Source organism: Pseudomonas sp. FW300-N2F2, from assembly GCF_017351655.1.
Lineage (GTDB): Bacteria > Pseudomonadota > Gammaproteobacteria > Pseudomonadales > Pseudomonadaceae > Aquipseudomonas > Aquipseudomonas fluorescens_AA.
Map to the genome: position 1 here is coordinate 1 of NZ_JACNDQ010000003.1, position 18,028 is coordinate 18,028.

The 18,028-nt window shown below is 62.3% G+C and carries 14 protein-coding genes and 1 rRNA gene; 13 read left to right on the top strand and 2 right to left on the bottom strand.

What is annotated here, in order from left to right; genetic code table 11:
* The first annotated feature begins 76 nt into the window (after positions 1–76).
* The 7 genes from rrf (at position 77) to pgaD (ending at position 9,260) form a co-directional block, all read left to right on the top strand.
* Positions 77–192: ribosomal RNA gene (gene rrf, locus J4E63_RS20965) — 5S ribosomal RNA — on the top strand.
* A gap of 176 nt (positions 193–368) precedes the next feature.
* Entirely contained in the window at positions 369–1,004 is a 636-nt protein-coding gene (locus J4E63_RS20970; protein WP_060739785.1) for a hypothetical protein, read from the top strand.
* Between the two features lie 155 nt (positions 1,005–1,159).
* Entirely contained in the window at positions 1,160–2,665 is a 1,506-nt protein-coding gene (locus J4E63_RS20975) for a YdgA family protein (RefSeq protein ID WP_207283243.1), read from the top strand.
* 244 nt (positions 2,666–2,909) lie between these two features.
* Positions 2,910–5,390: a poly-beta-1,6 N-acetyl-D-glucosamine export porin PgaA gene (gene pgaA / locus J4E63_RS20980; protein WP_207283244.1), complete on the top strand. Its 2,481-nt coding sequence runs from the start codon at positions 2,910–2,912 to the stop codon at positions 5,388–5,390.
* Positions 5,391–5,402: 12 nt separating this feature from the next.
* Positions 5,403–7,400 carry a poly-beta-1,6-N-acetyl-D-glucosamine N-deacetylase PgaB gene (gene pgaB, locus J4E63_RS20985; RefSeq protein WP_207283245.1) on the top strand — a complete coding sequence of 666 codons (1,998 nt, stop codon included), beginning with the start codon at positions 5,403–5,405 and terminating at the stop codon, positions 7,398–7,400.
* A gap of 1 nt (position 7,401) precedes the next feature.
* Positions 7,402–8,757: a poly-beta-1,6-N-acetyl-D-glucosamine synthase gene (gene pgaC, locus J4E63_RS20990; RefSeq protein ID WP_092204979.1), complete on the top strand. Its 1,356-nt coding sequence runs from the start codon at positions 7,402–7,404 to the stop codon at positions 8,755–8,757.
* The gene (gene pgaD / locus J4E63_RS20995) at positions 8,754–9,260 is read left to right on the top strand and encodes a poly-beta-1,6-N-acetyl-D-glucosamine biosynthesis protein PgaD (RefSeq protein ID WP_060739780.1); all 507 of its coding nucleotides are present in this window, start codon (positions 8,754–8,756) and stop codon (positions 9,258–9,260) included. Before pgaC ends, pgaD begins: the two co-directional genes overlap by 4 nt.
* 198 nt (positions 9,261–9,458) lie before the next feature.
* Here pgaD and J4E63_RS21000 read toward each other — a convergent pair whose 3' ends face one another.
* Complete coding sequence (locus J4E63_RS21000) at positions 9,459–10,991, bottom strand: apoptosis inducing factor family protein (protein ID WP_207283246.1); 1,533 nt, start codon at positions 10,989–10,991, stop codon at positions 9,459–9,461.
* Between the two features lie 138 nt (positions 10,992–11,129).
* On the opposite strand from J4E63_RS21000, the gene J4E63_RS21005 reads away from it, so the two are divergent.
* From J4E63_RS21005 to J4E63_RS21015, 3 genes are all read left to right on the top strand, one after another.
* Positions 11,130–11,690 (top strand): YbhB/YbcL family Raf kinase inhibitor-like protein, encoded by a 561-nt coding sequence (locus tag J4E63_RS21005; RefSeq protein WP_207283247.1) that lies wholly within the window; start codon positions 11,130–11,132, stop codon positions 11,688–11,690.
* Between the two features lie 154 nt (positions 11,691–11,844).
* Positions 11,845–12,018 (top strand): hypothetical protein, encoded by a 174-nt coding sequence (locus tag J4E63_RS21010; RefSeq protein ID WP_163006770.1) that lies wholly within the window; start codon positions 11,845–11,847, stop codon positions 12,016–12,018.
* A 38-nt stretch (positions 12,019–12,056) separates the two neighbouring features.
* Positions 12,057–13,370: an MFS transporter gene (locus J4E63_RS21015; RefSeq protein WP_207283248.1), complete on the top strand. Its 1,314-nt coding sequence runs from the start codon at positions 12,057–12,059 to the stop codon at positions 13,368–13,370.
* Positions 13,371–13,379: 9 nt separating this feature from the next.
* On the opposite strand, the gene J4E63_RS21020 is transcribed toward J4E63_RS21015, so the two are convergent.
* Entirely contained in the window at positions 13,380–14,258 is an 879-nt protein-coding gene (locus J4E63_RS21020; RefSeq protein ID WP_207283249.1) for a LysR family transcriptional regulator, read from the bottom strand.
* A 107-nt stretch (positions 14,259–14,365) separates the two neighbouring features.
* On the opposite strand from J4E63_RS21020, the gene J4E63_RS21025 reads away from it, so the two are divergent.
* The 3 genes from J4E63_RS21025 to J4E63_RS21035 all read left to right on the top strand — a co-directional run bounded on the left by J4E63_RS21025 (position 14,366) and on the right by J4E63_RS21035 (position 17,906).
* Positions 14,366–15,364, top strand: coding sequence for a zinc-dependent alcohol dehydrogenase family protein (locus J4E63_RS21025; RefSeq protein WP_207283250.1), 999 nt, complete (start codon positions 14,366–14,368; stop codon positions 15,362–15,364).
* Between the two features lie 107 nt (positions 15,365–15,471).
* Positions 15,472–16,053: a hypothetical protein gene (locus tag J4E63_RS21030; protein WP_207283251.1), complete on the top strand. Its 582-nt coding sequence runs from the start codon at positions 15,472–15,474 to the stop codon at positions 16,051–16,053.
* A 176-nt stretch (positions 16,054–16,229) separates the two neighbouring features.
* Positions 16,230–17,906 carry a VWA domain-containing protein gene (locus J4E63_RS21035; protein ID WP_207283252.1) on the top strand — a complete coding sequence of 559 codons (1,677 nt, stop codon included), beginning with the start codon at positions 16,230–16,232 and terminating at the stop codon, positions 17,904–17,906.
* Positions 17,907–18,028 lie beyond the last annotated feature (122 nt).

Consider the following 18,028-nt stretch of genomic DNA (forward strand, 5'->3'; position numbering starts at 1 on the left):
GGTAGGGGTTTTGTTTTTAGTAGAGATCATCGATTTTACCGACACGTTGTTGTTGAACGGGTCGGACACAGAATTTCTTGACGACCATAGAGCATTGGAACCACCTGATCCCATCCCGAACTCAGCAGTGAAACGATGCATCGCCGATGGTAGTGTGGGGTTTCCCCATGTGAGAGTAGGTCATCGTCAAGATTGAATTTCCAGAACCCCTGTCTGCCTCAGCAGACAGGGGTTTTGTCGTTTTGGGCCGGTAATCGGATCGAGCCTCTGATGCTCCGGCAAACCCCCCATGCCGTTGCTATGCTGTGAGAGTCGGGCTCTGGCGACCAAGAGGGCCCACGACGTCACTGGTCATGGGGATTCCAATAATGAAAAACCCTTATGCTCCCGGCTTTTGGTGCGCCACCGCAGCATTGCTGCTGCTTTCGGCCACTTATTTCTATGGCGTCATGCTCACTCATCAAATCGACAAGGCGCTACTGTTCCTCGATAGCGCGGCAGCGTTGATTGGCGTGATATCCATCGCAATCGTGGCCTGGGCTTCGCTTCAGGGCCAACGCATCAAGAAAAAACACCTTGAGCAAGGCAAGACCCTGGTGCTGATTTGGGACACCAAGGTAGCGTTGCGCCGCGTCGAAACGGTGTTTGACCGTTATTTCTGGGGCAGTTATTGGCAACCTGGCCGCACATTCCAGGAAGTCATGGGCGAGCTCACCGGTACCCCGTTGGAAAAAAGCCTGGAAGCCCTGAAAGTCCAGTGCGCGGCCCTGGACAAGCAGGTCACCCAGGACGGCTGGCACTGGCTCAACAACGCCCGTGAATTGTGCGACGTGGCTAACGCCATGGCCCGGGAGCGCTATCAACTGGACTTTTGCGATTCGCGCGCAGAGTCATCGGGGGCGGCGGTGATCAATCGCGATTTCGAAGTGCTGGTGTACACCTGGACGGCCCGCCTCAAGACTTTCGACCATCAGCTCGACGAGATCGAAGTCCAATATTCGTAGACCACCTCTCAAGAAAACGCTTTTACCCCTATAAACATTGGGCCCGCAGGGGTGCCTGGTGGTAATCTCCCCTCCTTTGCGGCGTCGAGCCACCCCTTTGGCGGGTCAGGGAAGACGACGGCTTTCTTCAACCATGGATATCGATCGGGTCACTCATGAATAAATCAGCAAGCGTACTTCTGGGAATCGTTGTGGCTGTCGGTGCTATCAGCGCGGGCGGCGCCTGGTACACCGGGACCAAACTCGAAGGCGTGTTGAAAAATGCTATTGCCGATAGCAATAAGCAGATGCAGACAGCCTTGTCCGGGTCCAACAGCACTGCCGCCCTGGAGCTGGTTTCCATGGACCGTGGCACATTCAGCAGCACCGCCCACTACCGTCTCAAAGGCGAAGGCGAGATGTTCGGTGGTGAGTCGGTCGAGCTGCTCTTCGTCGACCGGATCGAGCACGGCCCACTGCCATTCTCGCGCTTGATTACGCTCAAGTGGCTGCCGGTCATGGCCACCAGTCACACCGCTCTTGAGCGCAATCCACTGACTGACAAGTGGTTCGCTGCAACCAAGGACCAGTCGCCGCTCAAAGGTGTGGTCAACCTGGGTTACGACGAATCCATCAACGGCACCTACGAGCTGCTGCCGTTGGACACCAAGTTGGATGAGCAGTCCCAGCTCACCTTCTCCGGTCTCAAGATCGATCTGGCCGCCAGCGCCCAAGGCCAGAAGGTCAAGGCTGACGGCTACATGGACAGCTTCAAGTTGACCACCGTTGCCGAAGACCAGACGCCGGTGCAGGTCGAGCTGAACGGCCTGACATTGGCCAGTAACCTGAGCAAAAGCTCATACGGTTACTACATGGGTGACAACACCCTGCTGATGAGCAGCACCAAGGCCACGTTTGGTGAGCCGAAGTCGGTGCTGGGCCTGAAGAACTTCGAAATGAAGAACAGCAGCAGTGAGAACGGCACCAGTGCTTCGGGGCGTGCCGATTACAAGATCGGTGAGTTGTCGTTCAACGACAAGACCATTGGTTCGGCGCAGATGGCGGTCAGTCTGAAGAATCTGGACATCCCGGCCACCATGTCGCTGATGCAGATCTACCAGACCAAGCTGCAGCCCTACGAAAGAGCGGCCGCCGAAGCCGCTGCAGCCGGTGAACCGGCGCCAGAGTTGAGCCTGACCGAAGCTGAGGAAGCACAGGTCAAAGCCGATCTGGAAAAACTCTTGGCCGGTGCCCCGCAGGTGGCCTTGGAAAATCTGTCGTTCAACACTGCCAACGGTGAAAGCCGTGCCAGCCTGATCGTTGATCTGACCAAGCCGCAGTCCATGGACCTGCCGCCGGATGAATTGGGACGTCAGTTGCTCGCCCTGCTGGATTTCAATCTCAAGGTTTCCAAGCCGATGCTGGTCGACCTGATGACCGTGCAGGCACAAATGGAAGGCCAGACGGATGCCAAGCTGATCGCCGATCAAGCCACCGCTACCAGCGATATGTTTAGCGCCATGGCCGTCGGCACTCAATTGGCGACCCTTGAAGGCAACGACGTTGTCACCAAGTTGCACTACGCCAACAACCAGGTCGATTTCAATGGCCAGAAAATGACCGTTGAACAATTCTCGGCATTTGTGATGAGCAAACTGGGCGGCGGCGTCGCCATCCAGTAAGCCGTTCAAGTCACACCCAAGACCCGGCCCGTGCATGACGCACGGCCGGGTTTTTTTATGCCCACGGATCACCCTGGGCCGAAATCTGTATCGATTCTGAAGAATTGTGGCGTTCCTGAAGATGACCCGCCTGAGAGTGCAAGACTAGGCCCATTAGAGCTTGGCTGGATTCCTTTGATCCGGCTTCCTGTTTGATGGGCAAGGGGGCACTGCGACCCGGCTGGCCATGTAAGGATGCTGACGAATGCCGCGTACTGTGGGTCCTTTTATTCAACGTGGTTTGCGCCCGTTGTTTCGCGTCGCGCTGTGCAGCCAATTGTGCTGGCCGATGCTGGCGTTTGCCGATACCGCCTATGACCAAATGGTGCTCGACGCCCGTGCCGGCCATTACACCCCTGCGCTGACTGCGTTGCGCCAGGTGCCGGCCGGCCAGGCCAGCGCCGCGCAGATCAGTGACCACCTGCAGATCGCCAGCTGGGCCGGCCTCGATAGCGAGGTGGTGTCGGTCTATGAGACCCAGGGCCGCAATCGAGCGCTGCCCGTCCAGGCGCTGACTGCGACGGCTCGAGCCTATCGCAACCTCAAGCGTTGGGATTCGGCGGCCGAGCTGTACCGCCAGGCTTTGGTGATCGCCCCCCAGAACCCCGACCTGCAACTCGGCCTGGCCTTGACCCAGGCCGATGCGGGGCAGCCCGACGAAGCCGTCACCCGCGCCAAGGCCCTGGTCGCTGCCAAGCCGACAGATCCGATGCGTCGACTGGCACTGGGTTATGCCTTGACCCGCGCCGACAGCCCCCACGAAGCGCTGTTCGAATACGACCAGGCCTTCACGCGCGCCGGCAACAGCCCAGAGGTAGCGCGCGAATACATCTACGCCCTGCAACGCGCACGGCTGCCAGAGCCGGCGCTGCGCCTGGCGCGTCTGCAGCCGGGGCTGATCGACCGTGGCGTGCAACGACGCCTGGAGGGTGACGTCGCCGCCGAACGGGTGCGCCTGGCGGACATGGCCAGTCGCAGCGAACAGGAGCGCTTCGTCATTGCCGACCGCGCCCTGGCCGACTACGACAAGTTGCTCGCCACCTGGACCCCGGTGACCGAGGCCCATGACGACGTACTCCGTTGGCGCATCGATCGCATGGGCGCGCTCAATGCCCGCGCCCGTCGAGCAGAAGTGATTGCCGAATACCAGAAGCTGATCGCCGAGGGCGTGAGCATTCCCACTTATGCCCTGCGCTGGGTGGCCTCTTCCTATCTGGAACAGCGTGAGCCGGAGATTGCCGTCGATCTGTACCGCCGGGTCCTGACCGCGCCAGATGCCGATCCTGCGGAGCGTTTTGAAGACAGCACCGCGCTCTACTATGCGTTGCTGGAAAGTGAAAAATCCGAAGACGCCCGTGCACTGGCCGAAGACATGGCGAAAGCCCAGCCTCCGCGCATCGAGCTCAAGGGCCTGCCGATCGGCAACCCCAACGATGAATGGATGGACGCTCAGCAACTCGCCGCCCAGGCCGGCACGTACGGCGCCGACTTGCCCTCTGCCGAAACGCGCCTGGAAACCTTGGTCAGCCAGGGCCCCGGCAATACTGGCATGCGCCTGGCCCAGGCCGATCTGTACCAGGCCCGCGACTGGCCGCGCCGTTCGGAAAACCTGCTCAAAGAAGTCGAGGCGACGATTCCGCGCAACCGCGACCTGGAAATCGCCCAGGCTCGCGCTGCCATGGATTTGCAGGAGTGGCGGCAGCTGGATGCACTGACCGACGACGTGGTCGCCCGCTACCCGGAAAACGCCCATGTCAAACGTCTGCAGCGCCAGCGCGAGGTACACGACATGGCCGAGCTGCGCATCGAGGCCTACACCGGCAAGAGCTATGGCGGGGGTAACGGTGACGCCGGTGCAGTCACTGGTAGCCGGGACTTTGGTATCGAAACGCTGCTCTACAGCCCGCCTATCGATGAAGACTGGCGGTTGTTCGGCGGTGCCGGCTACGCCACCGGTGATTTCGAGGAAGGCACTGGCCACCACCGTTGGCAGCGCCTGGGCGTGGAGCGTCGCACCCGGGACATGACGCTGGAGGCCGAGGTCTCCAATCACGCCTATGGTTCCGGCGACAAGCAAGGTGCGCGCGTGGCCGTGGCCCGAGACATCGACGACCATTGGCAGTACGGCGGCAGCCTGGATTACCTCTCGGCCAATACCCCGCTGCGGGCGCTCAACAGCGGCATCCGCGCCAACGGCGGGAGTGGTTTCGTCCGTTGGCGGGCCAATGAAAGCCGCGAGTGGCGACTGGCGCTGAGCCCGTCCCATTTCAGTGACGGCAACAACCGCCTCGAAACCCAGCTGACCGGCCGCGAGGGCATCTACAGCACCCCGCGCCTGCAAGTGGAGCTGGGTTTGGAAGTCGGCGCCAGCCGCAACAGCGGTTCCAACGAAGTGCCTTATTTCAACCCGAAAGCGGATTTCAGCGTCATGCCGACCGTGAGCGCCAACCACGTGTTGTATCGCCGCTACGAAACCACGTGGAGCCAGCAATTCCAGGTCGGTGCCGGTACCTACAGCCAGCGTGACTACAACACCGGGGCCATGGGATTGCTCGGCTACGGCCAGCGTTTCATCTGGAACGACGTGCTAGAGGCAGGTGCCGCGCTGAGTTGGCTCAACCGCCCCTACGACGGCGATCGCGAAAGCGATTTGCGCCTGCTTGTCGACCTCACCTATCGCTTCTAGAAGAGTTTGAAGATGCCTGTTATTTCGCGATTCATCCTTCTGCTGGGGGTCTTGCTGATCAGCGCTTGTGCCCAGCAAGCCCCGGCGTTCACGCCGCCTTCGCAGCGTCCGCTGGCGGCCAACGACGCCCCGTGGCCGAAGAACCATGTGCTCGGCATCGCCTACCACGATGTCGACGACCGAGACCCGGACCAGGCGCTGGTGGCTGTGCGCACCGAGCGGCTGATCGAGCAATTGGCGTGGCTGCGGGAAAACAACTACCAGCCGGTCACGGTGGACCAGATCATCACGGCCCGCAATGGCGGCCCGGAACTGCCGCCCCGTGCGGTGCTGCTGAGTTTCGACGACGGCTACTCGAGCTTCTATACCCGCGTCATGCCCATCCTGCGTGCCTATAACTGGCCGGCTATCCTGGCTCCGGTCGGTAGCTGGGTGGATACGCCGCTGAACCAGACGGTGGATTTTGCCGGGGTGCCGCGCAAGCGTTCCGAGTTCCTGACCTGGGAGCAGATTCGCGAGGTGTCGAAATCGGGCCTGGTGGAAATCGCCGCCCACACCGATGCCAATCACAAAGGCGTGCTCGCCAACCCGCAGGGCAACCAGCAACCTGCGGCGACGACCCGGCGCTACGACCCTGCCACCGGTCGTTACGAGACCGAGGCCGATTTCCAGGCGCGCTTGCGCAAGGACGTGGCGGCTATTTCCGAGAAAATCCGCAAGGTCGCCGGTTATAGCCCGCGCGTTTGGGTCTGGCCTTACGGTGAAGCCGACGGTACTGCGTTGCAGGTGATTGGCAGCGAGGGCTATCAAATGGCCCTGACCCTGGAGGACGGCCTCGACAGCCTGGATAACCTGATGAGCGGCCCACGCTTCCTGGTGTCGTCCGATCCGGATGGTGCCCATTTCGCCGAAAGCATCGTGTCCGTACAGACGATTGACCCGATGCGGGTGGTGCATGTCGATCTGGATTACGTCTACGACCCGGACCCGGTGCAGCAAGAGGCCAACGTTGGCAAGCTGGTCCAGCGCATTTCCGACCTGGGCGCCAATACGGTGTTCCTGCAAGCCTTTGCCGATCCCAAAGGCGACGGCCTGGTGCACTCGTTGTACTTCCCCAACCGCCACCTGCCGGTACGCGCCGACCTGTTCGACCGGGTCGCCTGGCAACTGCGCACTCGGGCCAACGCCAAGGTCTATGCCTGGATGCCAGTGCTCAGTTTCGCCTTGGACGCGAAGCTGCCACGGGTACAACGCTGGGACCCGGAAACCGGCAAGACCGGCGTCGCCCCGGACCAATACGTGCGCCTGTCGCCGTTCGACCCGAAGGTGCGCAAGGTCATCGGCGAGATCTACGAGGACCTGGCGCGGATGAGTTCGTTGGATGGCGTTCTGTACCATGACGACGCGGTGTTTTCCGACTTCGAGGATGCCAGCCCCGCGGCCCTGAAAGTCTATGCCGCCCACGGCTTGCCGACGTCCATCGCCGCCCTGCGGGACGATCCTGCGGCGATGCAACGCTGGACCCGCTTCAAGAGCCGCTACCTGATCGACTTCACCCATGAGCTGACCGCCAAGGTCCGGGCGATTCGTGGTCCGCAGGTGCTGACGGCGCGCAATATCTTTGCCGAACCGATGCTCAACCCGCAAAGCGAAGCCTGGTTCGCCCAGAACCTCGACGATTTCCTCGGCGCCTATGACTGGACGGCACCGATGGCCATGCCGCTGATGGAAAAGCAGACCCGTGCGCAGTCCGGCCCGTGGTTGGAACGTCTGGTCCAGACCGTCAAAAGCCGGCCCGGTGCACTCAAGCGCACGGTGTTCGAATTGCAGGCGCGAGATTGGGACAGCCAACCGGTGACCGACATCGACGGCGAACTCCTGGCCGACTGGATGGGGCGCCTCAAGCGCCAGGGAGTGACCAGCTTCGGCTACTACCCGGACAACTTCATCGAAGACCAGCCCGCCGTGAAAACCGTGCGGCCGGCGCTCTCCAACAAGTGGAATCCTTGACATGCTCGACAGACTGCTCGCCCTGCTGGTGCTGGCGATCGTCCTTGGGGTGCCCCTGGGCCTGATCTTCCTGGTCACCGGGCAATTCCTGATGGACTTCGTGTTCTTTTACCCGCTGTTCATGTCCGGGCTGTGGATCGCCGGCGGCCTGTATTTCTGGCTGCACTGGGAACGCCACTGGCCGTGGAAGGACGACACCTTGCCACCGTCCCTGGCAGGTGAGCCGCTGATCAGCATCCTGATCCCGTGCTTCAACGAAGGCGACAACGTTGCCGACACCATTCACGCGGCGCTGGGCCAGCATTATCCGAACATCGAAGTCATCGCCATCAACGACGGCTCCAAGGACAACACCGCCCAGATGCTCGACCAACTGGCAGCCGAGGACCCGCGCTTGCGCGTCTTGCACCTGGCGGAAAACCAGGGCAAGGCCGTGGCCCTGCGTATGGGGGCCATCGCGGCGCGCAGCGAATACCTGGTGTGCATCGACGGTGACGCGCTGCTGGCGCCGAACACCTGTGCTTACCTGGTGGCGCCGATGCTGGACAACGCCCGCCTCGGCGCGGTGACCGGCAACCCGCGCATCCGCACCCGTTCGACCTTGATAGGCCGGGTCCAGGTCGGCGAGTTTTCCTCGATCATCGGCCTGATCAAGCGGACCCAGCGGGTCTTCGGGCGGATCTTCACCGTGTCCGGCGTGATCGTTGCGTTCCGTCGCACCGCCCTGCACCGGGTCGGCTACTGGAGCCCGGACATGATCACCGAAGACATCGACATCAGTTGGAAGCTGCAACTGGATCACTGGAGCATCTTCTACGAGCCGCGCGCGCTGTGCTGGATCCTCATGCCCGAAACCTTGCGCGGCCTGTGGCGGCAACGCCTGCGCTGGGCCCAGGGGGGCGCCGAGGTGCTGTTCAAGAACATCCGTGGCATCTGGCAATACCGCCATCGCTACCTGTGGCCGCTGCTGTTCGAATACTGCCTGTCCACCGGCTGGGCGTTTACCTTCCTGCTGTCGGTGATCTTCTGGGGCGCCGGCAAATTCGTCGAAATGCCAGCGGCCATCGCCGTGGATCACCTGATGCCGCCAGCCTTCACCGGCCTGTTGCTGGCCGTGGTGTGCCTGCTGCAGTTCGCGGTGAGCATCCTGATCGATCGGCGTTACGAAAAAGGTCTGTGGCACATCATGTTCTGGGTGGTCTGGTACCCGCTGGTGTTCTGGTTGATCAGCCTCTTCACCACCCTGGTGAGCTTTCCCAAAGTGCTGTTCGGGCAGCATCAGAAGCGTGCGCGCTGGATCAGTCCGGATCGCGGTATCAAACCGTTCGATGATCAGGAAGAGGAAGTGATCCGATGAAAATTGTCAGGACCCGGCAACGGCCTTTTCTGGTGGTCATCGATGCGCTTTTCACCGTGCTGGCGTGGGTGGGGCTGTTGTATTTGCTGGTCAACGGACTGTGGCCGCTGCTCGACAGCCAAGCCGGCCCGCGCCTGGGAGGGTCGCTGTTCGACACACTGGGGACTTTGCAGGTCTATGGGTGGATCGCGTTGGTCAACGCGGTGCTGCTGATTACCTGGGCGCGTTATCAACAGCGCAAAAGCCGCAGCTTCGCCCAGCGCCGGCTGCCGGCGCCAGTGGTGGATGACCAGGGCTTGAGCGCCAGTTTCAAGTTGACCGGCGAGCGCCTGGACACGCTGCGCCAGCCCGGCTCGAAGATCATCCACAACAACCAGGACGGCGACATCAGCCACGTCGTGCCGCATTTCCATTTGCTCAGCCCGGACTTGCAGCCACCGCCCCTGGCGCCATTGGAGCGGCCACGGGTTATCCACTTGCCGGCCGATCAGTCTGTGCATTGATGCAAGCTGACCCGCCGCCATCGCGAGCAAGCTCGCTCCCACAGAGGGATTGGGGGTGTGGCGGATATTTCGGTCAACACAAGACAAAACTGTGGGAGCGAGCTTGCTCGCGATGGCGTCGTGTAAGCCACATTGAAGTGACTGATCCACCGCTATCGCGAGCAAGCTCGCCCCCACAGGGGATTGGGTGGGACAGATCTACGACGAGAAATCCCGAACCAGCCGCCATGCCTCGTCCACCGGCAACGGCTGCTTCATGCGCTGGGCCAGCGCTGCCATGGCCCGGCCTTCATCGCAGGCCACGGCGGCGGCAACGAGGCCGTCTTTGCCCAACAGGGCGATAAAGGGCGGATGCTCGGGCGTGCCCTTGAATTCCACCTCGTCCCAATGTTCAGCGTGCCCGAGGTAGTCGTAGCGTTTGCCAAAGTGATAGGTCCAGAAAAACGGCACGTCCAGATAGTGCTCGTCGCCGCCGAGCATGTTCGCGGCGGCGATGCGCGCCTGTTGCTGGGCCAGGCGCCAATGCTCGATGCGCACAGGCGTGCCGTTGAGGGGAAATGTCGCGATATCACCCACGGCCCATAAGCCATCAGCCACACGCATGCCTGCGTCAACGGACAGCGACTGGTCCTGTTCCCGTGGCAACTGGGCAAACGGCTCGGTGGCCGGATGCACGCCGATACCGACGATCACCAGGTCCGCAGCCAAACGCTGGCCGTTATCCAGCACCACGGCTTCGACCTTGTGCGCGCCCTCGATCCGTGCCGCTTCGCCGTCGGTGCGGTACTCCACGCCGTTGGCCCGGTGCCGGGCCAGGATGGCCTGACCGACGCTCTCGCCCAATTGCGCGGCGAATGGCACCGGGTGCCGGGCCAAGACGGTGACGCTCAGCTCGCGCTTGCGCAGGGATGAGGCCACCTCCATGGCGATGAAACTGTCGCCAATGATCACCGCCCGTTGACCTGGTCGCACAGTGTCGAGAATCTGCCGGGCATGGGCGATCGAACGCAGCACGAAGACTTGCGGCAAATCGATGCCGGGCAGCGCTGGCTTCTTCGGCTCCCCGCCGGTGGCAATGAGCGCGGCGTCGTAGTCCAGGCGCCGGCCATCGGCGAGCTGGATTTGCCGGGCACTGGGGTCCAAATGCGTGACCTCGCCGTGGAGCCTTTCGATGCGTTGCTGGGTGAAATAAGTTTCATCGCGCAGCGGCGCCGTCTCGTTGACCGGCATGTCGCCGGCCAATACATACTTGCTCAGCACCGTACGGTCGTAGCCGGCTTCGGCTTCGCGGTCGATCAACAGGATCCGGCCGCCAAACCCCTTCTCCCGCAACGCCGCCGCGCAAGCCGTGCCCGCCGCTCCGGCGCCGATGATGACAAAGGTGCGCGCGTCATCGGCCGGCGGAATTTTATCGGCCGGCAGCGGTTGGTCATCGACCCAGACGTCAGCGCCGCGCACTTCGACGTGATAGCGCGCCAGGCTGTCGAGGGCTGGCGGCTCGCACAGGGCGCCGTCCTCAGCCCGGAACGCCGCCTTGTGCCACGGGCAAATCAGCCGTCCATGACACACCGCGCCCTTGACCAGTGGTGCGCCTGCATGGGGGCACTTACCTTGGAAGGCGCGCACCTGATCGCCTGAACGCAGCAACAGGATGGACGTGTCGTGGATTTTGACTTCGAGGCCGCGGTCTTCGCGAACATCGGCGAAACGGGCGACTTGATGCAGAGACATGAGTGTTCTCCGGCAGGCGTTTCCCTTTGGAGTCGAGGGCCGGAACGAGGTTCAGCATAATTGTCACTGCACCCTTGGCGAAGCTGCGGCTATAGTTCGCAAGCCGTCCATGGCCAGACACGCACAAGGTGCCCCGGTATGACTCGATTGAACATTCTCACCCCTTGGCTGGCGGCCGTCGCCCTGGTGCTGTGCGCACAAGGGGCAGCCCAGGCGGAGGAGCGTTTTACCCTCAGTATCCCTGGCGTGTCGGACGACCGCCTCTTCACCGCGGCGGCGGCCAGTGACGCCAATACCTGTGGTGGCAAGAACATTTCCCCGGCCTTGAGCTGGAACGCCGGCCCACCGGGCACCCTCAGCTACGCCATCGTCATGTTGGACCCGGACGGCCAGAGGGGCCAGGGTGTCGACCACTGGATCCACTACGGCATCAAGGCCACCACCCGGCAAATTCCAGTGGGCGCCGGTACCAAGTCTTCGTTGGAAGGCATGAGCGGCATCAACAGCAAGAATACCCACGGCTACATCGGCCCTTGCCCGCCCATCGGCGACAGCGCTCACCATTACCTGATCCAGCTCTTCGCCCTGGACCTGCCGCCGGAAGCCTTCCCCGCCGGCCTCACCCGGGCCCAACTGATGGAAAAAATCAAAGGTCACGTCCTGCGCAACAGCAGCGTAGTGCGCCGCTACCACCGCTGACCCGAACAACGCAAACCTCTGTGGTGAGGGGATTTATCCCCGCTGGGCTGCAAAGCAGCCCCCGCCACAATGGCGCCCCTCAGACACAAAATTGGCATCGCGCGCCAAAAGCGAGCACTATCGAGCCCCTGTTCACTCATGCCGGAGGATGGCGATGACGCAGAAACCCGACGGCATCGCCCGCCTCCTGAACTGCCCCACCAAGGGCGACGAAATACGCCGGGCCATAGCCCAGAGCCGCAAGGATTTCCTGCCTGCCGACGAGGCCGAAGACGCCGAGCCAGGCCAGCCACCGGTTCAACCGGTGGACACTGATCGCGACGACTGAGCCGTCGCCCTCTTTCAACTTATCGTTCAAATCCGCCTATGACTGCCACCCCTGTTCTACCCGGTGACCGATTCAGCCGATCCGATTACAAAACCCTGGGCCTGGCCGCCTTGGGCGGTGCGCTGGAGATCTACGATTTCATCATCTTCGTGTTCTTCGCCCTGACCCTCAGCCAGTTGTTCTTCCCGCCGGAAATGCCCGATTGGCTGCGCCTGCTGCAAAGCTTCGGGATTTTTGCCACCGGCTACCTGGCTCGCCCCTTGGGCGGCATTCTCATGGCGCACTTTGCCGATCGCCTGGGGCGCAAGCGAGTGTTCAGCTTGAGCATCCTGATGATGGCCTTGCCATGCCTGCTCATCGGGGTGATGCCCACCTACGCGCAAATCGGCTATTTCGCCCCGTTGCTGCTACTGGCGCTGCGTATCCTGCAGGGCGCGGCCGTGGGCGGTGAGGTGCCAAGCGCCTGGGTATTCGTGGCCGAACACGCGCCGCTGCATCATCGCGGTTATGCCCTGGGTTTCCTCCAGGCCGGCCTGACCTTCGGCTACCTGCTGGGCGCCCTGACCGCAACGGCGCTGGCGCGGATCTACACGCCGGCGGAGATACTCGATTACGCCTGGCGCCTGCCGTTCCTGCTGGGGGGCGTCTTCGGTGTGATCGGCGTCTGGCTGCGCCGCTGGCTGAGCGAAACGCCGATCTTCATGGCCTTGCAAGCCGATCGCGAAGGCGCTGCGGAACTGCCGTTGCGCACGGTCCTGCGCGACCACCGCCAGGCTTTGCTGCCCGCCGCCATCCTGACCTGTGTGCTGACCTCTGCCGTGGTGGTGTTCGTGGTCATCACCCCGACCGTGATGCAGAAAAGCTTTGGCATGACGCCCAGCCACACCTTCGCCCTGAGCAGCCTGGGCATCGTCTTCCTGAACATCGGCTGCGTCCTGGCCGGCCTCATCGTCGACCGCATCGGCGCCTGGCGCACCGTCATGCTCTACAGCCTGCTGCTGCCCCTGGGCATTGCCGTGCTCTACGCCAGCCTGATCAGCGGCAGCGCCTGGCTGGGCCTGGCCTACGCCGTGGCCGGCCTGGGTTGCGGTGTGGTCGGCGCGGTGCCGTCGGTGATGGTCAGCCTGTTTCCGCCGAAGATCCGCGTGTCGGGCATCTCGCTCACCTACAACATCGCCTATGCGCTATGGGCCAGCATGACACCGTTGATGCTGATCGCCCTGGTGCCGTGGAGCCCGTGGGTGTGCGTGGGGTATTGCGTGGTGATGGGGGCGGTGGGCGTGGCTGCGGCGGCGTATTTCCCGGGACGGCATGGCAAGGCTGCGCAGCCGTCATTGGCCTGTGAATCCTAGCCCGGCGGTTCAAAGACGCTCGCGCAGAAAATCCACAAAAGCTCGAGTCCGTGCCGAGCGACGTCGGTCGTGACTGAACACGGCGCTGATGGGCAGCGCCAGCGGTTGGTAGTCGGCAAGCAGGGGGCAGACGGTTCCCTGGCGGACATCGGCTGCGAACAACCACTGCGGTGAAAGCGAAACGCCCAGGCCCGACAGTACCATTTCCCGGATCGCCTCGCTGCTGTTGCAGGTGACGTTGCCTTTGATCGTTACGCTGTGCTGTAGGCCATCCTGCTCGAATCGCCAGACGTCGTAATGCTCCAGCAGCGTGAACGCCAAACAGTTATGGCCGGCCAGGTCGGCCGGTTCGAGGGGCGTGCCGTGCTGTTGCAGATAAGCAGGAGATGCGTACACCCGGCGCGGGCTATCACCGAGGGAAATCGCCACCAGCCCTTCGTTTTTCACCACGCCGATGCGAATGGCAAGGTCGATGTTTTCCTTCAATACATCTTCGTTCTGGTCGCTCAGCCTCAAATCGATACGAAGCTGTGGGTGACGCGCCAGGAACTCGCCCACCAGGGGCGCGATACACAACCGGCCGAAACTGACGGGCGCCGCCACACGCAGAAGGCCGGCGATCTGTTCCTGGCCACTGGCGAAACTGAGCCGTGCGGCGTCCACGCTGGCGAGTATGTCCTTGCTCTCGGTGTAGAAGCGCTGCCCCTGGTCGGTCAGCGCCAGATGGCGAGTGCTGCGGGCGAACAGCGCCCCGCCCAGATGTTGCTCCAATGCGCGGATCTGTTTGCTCACCGCCGGTTGGCCCAGGTTCAGCTCCCTGGCGACCGCCGAGAACGAGCCGCGCTCCACCACGCGCACGAACACCTGCATTGCATCGAGCAGATCCATCAGGATTTGGCCTCTGTCTGGAATAAATCCTATCCATTGTTGCTCACTTATCGGAATGCGTCTTCGCTCGCATGATGAACCTGCCCACTTATTGGAGGTTTACCGTCATGAACAACACCATGTTCGCCGCCGTTGCCGAAACCGCTCAGGCGCCGCTGATTGTCCGTTCCATCGCCCGGCCCGTTCCCGGCAAAGGCCAGGTATTGATCAAGGTACATGCCGCCGGAATCAACCCGCTGGATACCAAGATCGCGGCGGGAGGCGGTGCCCATGCACGCCAGCCGTTGCCCGCCGTATTGGGGATCGACCTGGCCGGGACGGTGGTTGAGCGGGGCGAAGGCGTGGATGACTTCGCACCTGGCGACGAGGTGTTCGGCATGGCCGGCGGAATCGGCGGGGCGCAAGGCGCGCTGGCCGAGTACATCGCGGTCGATGCCCGCCTGATCGCGCCCAAGCCCCGCTCATTGAGCATGCGCGATGCGGCCGCCTTGCCACTGGCATTCATCACGGCCTGGGAAGGATTGGTAGACCGCGCCAACGTCCGGGCCGGGCAACAGGTGCTGATTCATGGCGGCGCGGGGGGAGTCGGTCAAATGGCTGTGCAAATCGCCAAGGCCCGGGGCGCCGAGGTCTACGCCACGGGTTCGGCCAGCAGCCTGGATTTCATCCGCGAACTGGGCGCCTCAGCCATCGACTATCGGACCCAGGACACTGACAGCTACGTGCGCCTGTACACCGATGGCGAAGGCTTCGACATCGTTTACGACACCGTTGGTGGCTCGACCCTGGATGCTTCATTCAACGCGGTAAAAACCTACACCGGCCATGTGCTCAGCTGCCTCGGTTGGGGCCAGCACAGCCTCGCGCCATTGTCGTTCCGGGGCGCAAGCTATTCCGGAGTGTTTACGTTGCTGCCGCTGCTGACCGGAAAGGGACGCGAGCATCATGGGTGGATCTTGCGGGAGGCCGTGAGGCTGGTTGAATCAGGACAGCTGCGGATCAAGGTGGATCCGCGCCGGTTTGGCCTGGGGAACGTCAATGAGGCGTTTGCCCAGGTAGCCGAGGGGCGCGGGGCGGGGAAAACGGTGGTGGACATCGGGGGGTGAACAGGATGGAACCGTGCTCCGTAAGGGCCGATTGACTTGAGCGCTCGTTCAAACCCCGTAGAATGCAGGCGCGATTATGCCGCTACCGCTCAGGGACGAATTCAACCATGCGCATTTTTACCCTCTTTCTGGCCCTCTGCCTTATGGCAGGTTGCGCTTCCAAGCCCGATTACTACATTTCTCCTGCGCCGGTGGCGATCCCCGAGACCGCCACCTATTGGATCGACACGTTCAACGTTGAAGTCGTAGGTAAAAACGAACGCTTTCTGCCCGACGAAAAAGTCCGTGACCGGTTGCACACTGACCTGATCGTCCGCCTGCTTGACGGCGATCGCTATGCCTCCAGCAAGGAAACCGCTGACTATCTGTTGGATGTCAACGCCGTCTATGCCCGCCGTATTCAAGATACCCAAGGTGGCTTCATGAGCCATATCGTTGCCGACGGTACGTATCTGGCCAGTGTCGATTTCAATTATCAGGTCAAGGTGAAGAAGGCCGGTGTCGAGGTGTTGCACTTTGCCCAGGCCCGCGAGGGGCTGATGCCAGGTGGGGCGATTGGGCAACTGGAGGTCATGCGAGGCATGGCAGGCGCCCTGACGAACAGAGGCAACGCCGATGTCGAAGACTATTACACCGGCCAGTTGAGCCGCTTCATCGCCGATGATCTGCGGGGCATTCCGTCCCGCTAGCCATGCCTGCTGCAGCGTGCAGGCGATGGCTCCAATCGCGGTAACGGCCTGGCCACTTCGGGGTGGCCAGCCCTGTCTTTGCGGCGCTTCAAAAAAAATTTTTGGTCGTTAACCCGAACCCCTTGCGCCCTGCGTCTGACTCTGTGAACGGATCATTCATTCACGAGGTTCAGCCCATGTCCCGTCCATTTCCCTTTATGCGTCCTGCTGCCCAGGGCTTCGCCGTGACTTTGCTGGTGGCGCTGGCCGGTTGTGGATTGTCTTCCTCCCGAGAGGCTGCCCAGCCGTCCGAGCCGGTACCTGTGGCGCCCAGCGTGGTGCCACAAGGCGAGATCGCCCAAGGGCCCCAGTCGACGGTCAAGCGCATGCTCATGAAGCCGGCATCGATGCCCGCTCCCAGCGTGGCGAACGATGCCATTGCCGCGGGTTACCGTGCCGAACCGCGTGAACAGTACGAAAAGCTTCCGGATAACCCGATTCACAGCGTGGCCGAAACGCCGGTGTCGACCTTCAGCGTGGATGTCGATACCGGCAGCTATGCCAATGTGCGACGTTTGCTCAATCAAGGCAGCCTGCCGCCCGAAGGGGCGGTGCGGCTGGAGGAAATGGTCAATTATTTCCCGTACAGCTACGCCCTGCCCACCGACGGTTCACCCTTTGGTGTGACCACCGAAGTCGCCCCATCACCGTGGAACCCCCACACCCGCTTGCTGCGCATCGGCATCAAGGCCAGCGACCGCGCCGTGGCGGACCTGGCGCCGGCCAACCTGGTCTTCCTGGTGGACGTTTCCGGCTCCATGGACCGTCGCGAAGGCCTGCCGCTGGTCAAGAGCACGCTGAAACTGCTGGTGGACCAATTGCGCGATCAGGACCGGGTGTCCCTGGTGGTCTATGCCGGTGAATCCCGGGTGGTGCTCAAGCCCACCTCGGGTCGCGACAAGGTGGCAATCCGCAATGCCATCGATCAACTCGACGCCGGTGGTTCCACCGCAGGTGCCTCGGGTATCGAGTTGGCCTATCAGATGGCGCGGGAGAGCTTCATCGACAAAGGCATCAACCGCATCCTGCTGGCCACCGATGGCGACTTCAACGTCGGCGTCAGTGATTTCGACAGCCTCAAGCAGATGGCGGTGGACCAGCGTAAAAGCAGCGTCTCCCTGACGACACTGGGCTTCGGTGTGGATAACTACAACGAGCACCTGATGGAGCAATTGGCTGACGCCGGTGACGGTAACTACGCCTACATCGACAACCTGCTCGAAGCGCGCAAGGTCCTGGTGGACCAGCTCAGTTCCACCCTGGCGGTGGTCGCCCGGGACGTGAAGTTGCAGGTGGAGTTCAACCCCGCCCAGGTCAGTGAGTATCGACTGCTGGGTTATGAGAACCGCGCGTTGAAGCGTGAAGATTTCAACAACGACAAGGTCGACGCAGGCGAGATCGGCGCCGGGCATACGGTGACGGCCTTGTATGAAATCGTGCCGAAGGGCGCGCCGGGCTGGTTGGAACCGCTGCGCTATGCAAGCACGCCCAAGTCGCAGAGCACGTCAGGTGAATTGGCGATGTTGCGCGTACGCTACAAGCCGGCCGAGGGCGGAAGCAGTCGACTGATCGAACACCCCATTGCCAGCGTGCAGAACGACCGCAAGCCCAGCGATGACCTGCGTTTCTCGGCCGCTGTTGCCGCCTTCGCCCAACAGCTCAAGGGTGATGGACGCTACACTGGGACGATGACCTTGAAGGACACTGCGCAATTGGCGCGCTCGGCCCGCGGTGATGATCCGTTTGGGCTGCGCTCGGAGTTTGTGCAGTTGGTGGAACTGGCCCAGAGCCTGGAGCCTGCGGCCAAGCGCTGAGCCCGGGCACAGCAAGGATCACATGTGGGAGCGAGCTTGCTCGCGATAGCAGTAGACCGATCATGTTCGTCATTGACTGATCCGACGCCATCGCGAGCAAGCTCGCTCCCACAGGCTTCCCT

Bases quoted from the DNA above. Each gene is read 5' to 3' on its own strand.
- J4E63_RS20970 (WP_060739785.1), top strand. From the start codon at position 369: ATGAAAAACCCTTATGCTCCCGGCTTTTGGTGCGCCACCGCAGCATTG.
- J4E63_RS20975 (WP_207283243.1), top strand. From the start codon at position 1,160: ATGAATAAATCAGCAAGCGTACTTCTGGGAATCGTTGTGGCTGTCGGT.
- pgaA (WP_207283244.1), top strand. From the start codon at position 2,910: ATGCCGCGTACTGTGGGTCCTTTTATTCAACGTGGTTTGCGCCCGTTG.
- pgaB (WP_207283245.1), top strand. From the start codon at position 5,403: ATGCCTGTTATTTCGCGATTCATCCTTCTGCTGGGGGTCTTGCTGATC.
- pgaC (WP_092204979.1), top strand. From the start codon at position 7,402: ATGCTCGACAGACTGCTCGCCCTGCTGGTGCTGGCGATCGTCCTTGGG.
- pgaD (WP_060739780.1), top strand. From the start codon at position 8,754: ATGAAAATTGTCAGGACCCGGCAACGGCCTTTTCTGGTGGTCATCGAT.
- J4E63_RS21000 (WP_207283246.1), bottom strand. From the start codon at position 10,991: ATGTCTCTGCATCAAGTCGCCCGTTTCGCCGATGTTCGCGAAGACCGC.
- J4E63_RS21005 (WP_207283247.1), top strand. From the start codon at position 11,130: ATGACTCGATTGAACATTCTCACCCCTTGGCTGGCGGCCGTCGCCCTG.
- J4E63_RS21010 (WP_163006770.1), top strand. From the start codon at position 11,845: ATGACGCAGAAACCCGACGGCATCGCCCGCCTCCTGAACTGCCCCACC.
- J4E63_RS21015 (WP_207283248.1), top strand. From the start codon at position 12,057: ATGACTGCCACCCCTGTTCTACCCGGTGACCGATTCAGCCGATCCGAT.
- J4E63_RS21020 (WP_207283249.1), bottom strand. From the start codon at position 14,258: ATGGATCTGCTCGATGCAATGCAGGTGTTCGTGCGCGTGGTGGAGCGC.
- J4E63_RS21025 (WP_207283250.1), top strand. From the start codon at position 14,366: ATGAACAACACCATGTTCGCCGCCGTTGCCGAAACCGCTCAGGCGCCG.
- J4E63_RS21030 (WP_207283251.1), top strand. From the start codon at position 15,472: ATGCGCATTTTTACCCTCTTTCTGGCCCTCTGCCTTATGGCAGGTTGC.
- J4E63_RS21035 (WP_207283252.1), top strand. From the start codon at position 16,230: ATGTCCCGTCCATTTCCCTTTATGCGTCCTGCTGCCCAGGGCTTCGCC.